Below are 3,097 nucleotides of genomic sequence, written 5' to 3' on the forward strand. Positions count from 1 at the left end.
GGCGACGAGCGCGGCACGGCCTTTGGCTGGTACAACCTGGCCACCGGCATCAGTGCGATCCCTGCGGGATTATTGTTCGGCTGGATATGGGAAGAGGCCGGCGCCCCTTATGCCTTCGGTTTTTCCGCCTGTATCGCCATCGCCGCCACCACACTCCTCACCACCTGGGTCTACCGCGGCACCCCTTGGCGGCTGTCTTGAATGCCCGCAGTCTCTGCCTGCGGATTGCCGGAATGGCTCCGGAACGGCACAATACAAACAATACCCGCGCGGGCTAAGCCACGCGGGCGCCATTTCCCGGCACGGATCAGCGGCGGGCTTTCCGTTGCCCTCACGTCCGGCCCGAGCCCAGCACAGGAGGCTCCATCTTGGATTTACGTAGCGAACTGGAAAAAATCGGTGAACGCGCCCGCAGCGCCCAGCGCCGGTTGCAAAGCGCGGACAGCGCCGCCAAAGACAGCGCCCTGCGCTCCATGGCGGAATTTTTGCGCCGCGACGCCGACAATCTGCAACGCGCCAACCGCAAAGATTTACGCAGCGCCGAAGAAGCGGGTAAAGATGATGCTTTCATTGATCGCCTGCGTCTGGACGAAGCCCGTATCGAAGCCATGGCCAAAGGCCTCGAAGAAATAGCCGCCCTGCCCGACCCCGTGGGCGAGATCACCGACCTGCGTTACCGCCCCAGCGGCATCCAGGTGGGACATATGCGTGCGCCTCTCGGCGTGATCGCCATGATCTACGAATCGCGCCCCAACGTCACCGCCGATGCCGCCGGCCTCTGCGTCAAATCGGGTAACGCCGTCATCCTGCGTGGCGGTTCCGAGTCCCTGCACAGCAACCTGGCCATCGCCGAGCGCCTGCGCGCTGCCCTCGGCAAGGCCAACCTGCCCCTGGATCTGGTGCAGTACGTCAACACCGCTGAGCGCGAAGCCGTGGGTATCCTGATCAGCATGGATCGCCATGTGGATGTGGTGATTCCCCGCGGTGGCAAGGGCCTTATCGCCCGCATCAAGGCCGAAGCCACCGTACCCGTGATCATGCATCTGGATGGCAACTGCCATGTATATGTGGACGCCGACGCCGATCCCCGCAAGGCGCTCAAAGTGGTCGTCAATTCCAAAACCCAGCGGCTCGGCACCTGCAATACGGCAGAGGGCCTGCTCATTCATCAGGAACGGATGGATGACCTGCTCGGCCCCATCGCCGCAGCTTTACAGGAGAAGGGGATCGAGATTCGCGCCTGCGAACGCGGCCTGCCCCGCATCCCCGGTGCCATCGCCGCCACCGCAGAGGACTACGCCACCGAGTACCTGGGGCCGATCATTTCCGTCAAAGTGGTGGACGATCTCGACGCCGCGATGGAGCACATCCACCGTTACGGCTCCCAGCATACCGAGTCCATCATCACCGAAAATTACACCCACGCCCGCCGCTTTCTGCGCGAGGTGGATGCCAGTTCCGTCATGGTCAATGCCTCCACCCGCTTTGCCGACGGCTTTGAATACGGTCTGGGTGCAGAGATCGGCATCTCCACCAACCGCCTGCATGTACGCGGGCCGGTAGGACTGGAAGGCCTGACCCTGCAGAAATGGATCGTCCTGGGAGATGGCCATATCCGCTCCTGACGCGCCTTCGACGGCATTACAGGTCTTGTTGACGGCGGTGGCCGATGGAGTGCCCCATGCCTGGCCTGCCGATAATCCAGGCGGGCTTCAGTCTGCGCTGCTGGCGGAGGCCGGCGAATGGGGCTTCCCCCTGTATGCGCGGGATGGCGGCGTGCACCTGGAATATCCCGCCGCGCCCCTCTCCGCCCAGGAAATTGCCGACATCGGCGGCATCGACCCGGCGCATATCCACCTGCCACTGTGCTGCGCCTCGACCAATACCGAAGTGTTGCAGGATACCCGCGTCGACGTCTGCCTGAGCGAGAGCCAGTGGGCCGGGCGCGGGCGGCGCGGGCGCCAGTGGTCTTCACCTTTCGGGCGCCATCTCTACCTGAGTTATGGTTGGACTCAGCACAGCCCGGTCAATGCGGCACTAACCATCGTTGCCGCCCTGTCCGTGTTCACCCTGCTGCAGGCGCGCCTGCCCGATCTCTGGGTCAAGTGGCCCAATGATCTTTGGGTGGGGGGGCGCAAGCTGGGGGGCATTCTGGTCGAAGCCCGCCCGCGCCGCCACGGAGAGACCCGGCTGGTGGTCGGTTTGGGACTCAACATCCACGATGATCCCGGTCTGCCCGCCACTGCCGTGAGCCTCGCCGATCTCGACATCAGGGTCACCCGCAGCACCCTCGCCGGTGCTATTCTCCGCCAATGGCGGGAAGACTTCGCGCGTTTTGCGGAGGAGGGCTTCACGCCCTTCCTGCCCCTGTGGAAGAAGGCGGATCGCCTGACCCGTCAGTCCGTTCAGATCAGCGACGCGCAGGGCGTGCGTGCGGCCCAGGTGCTGGGCCTCGGCCTCGACGGGCGCTTGCAGGTAACCTGTACGGATACAGGTACGGTCTGGTTGAGTGCCGGCGATGTCAGCCTGCGGCCCCAACATCCATGATCCTCATCGCCGTCGGTAATACTCGCACCCTGCTGGCGCGCACCCGCGATGGCGTGCATTTCGACAGCGTCAGCGTGGCCACTTCACTGCCACCCGCGGAAATCCTGCAGCAGCCCGGCTTACCATGGCTCAGCGCGCGTAACCAGGAACCCGTCGCGCTGGGCGGTGTCGTGCCTGCGGCGCTTACCGCCTGGCGGGAAGCCTTATCCATAGCAGGTGTCCGCGAACCCGACCCCGGCTTTTTTCGCCGCATCGTGCCGCACGACTACCATCCGCCGGAAAGCCTCGGCTTTGACCGCCGCTGCTGCCTGCTCGCCGCCGCCATGGACTTCCCCGGACAAGACAGCATCGTCATCGACATGGGCACCGCCATCACTATCGACCTGCTGGCTGGCGGACATTTCAGGGGCGGACGTATCCTGCCGGGTATCGCCATGAGCCTGCGCGGTCTGCATGAAGGCACGGCACTCCTCCCCGAAGTCGTCCTGAACACCCCAGCGGAAATGCTGGGCAATGACACGAGCAGCGCCATTCAGGCCGGGGTCATCCA

The 3,097-nt window shown here is 64.4% G+C and carries 3 protein-coding genes and 1 pseudogene; all 4 read left to right on the forward strand.

Going from position 1 to position 3,097, the window contains the following annotated elements; translation table 11 throughout:
- A pseudogene (locus tag AC2VNK_RS03420) lies at positions 1-201 on the forward strand (MFS transporter); the annotation flags it as partial.
- A 167-nt stretch (positions 202-368) separates the two neighbouring features.
- Complete coding sequence (locus AC2VNK_RS03425) at positions 369-1,625, forward strand: glutamate-5-semialdehyde dehydrogenase (RefSeq protein ID WP_486882803.1); 1,257 nt, start codon at positions 369-371, stop codon at positions 1,623-1,625.
- Positions 1,606-2,547: a biotin--[acetyl-CoA-carboxylase] ligase gene (locus AC2VNK_RS03430; protein WP_291520629.1), complete on the forward strand. Its 942-nt coding sequence runs from the start codon at positions 1,606-1,608 to the stop codon at positions 2,545-2,547. The genes AC2VNK_RS03425 and AC2VNK_RS03430 overlap by 20 nt, the downstream gene beginning before the upstream one ends.
- Positions 2,544-3,097: type III pantothenate kinase (locus tag AC2VNK_RS03435; protein WP_486882804.1), on the forward strand; the 554-nt coding region annotated here is incomplete at its 3' end. The genes AC2VNK_RS03430 and AC2VNK_RS03435, both read left to right, overlap by 4 nt.

The sequence above is a fragment of the Acidithiobacillus sp. TH-A35 genome, from assembly GCF_057473505.1.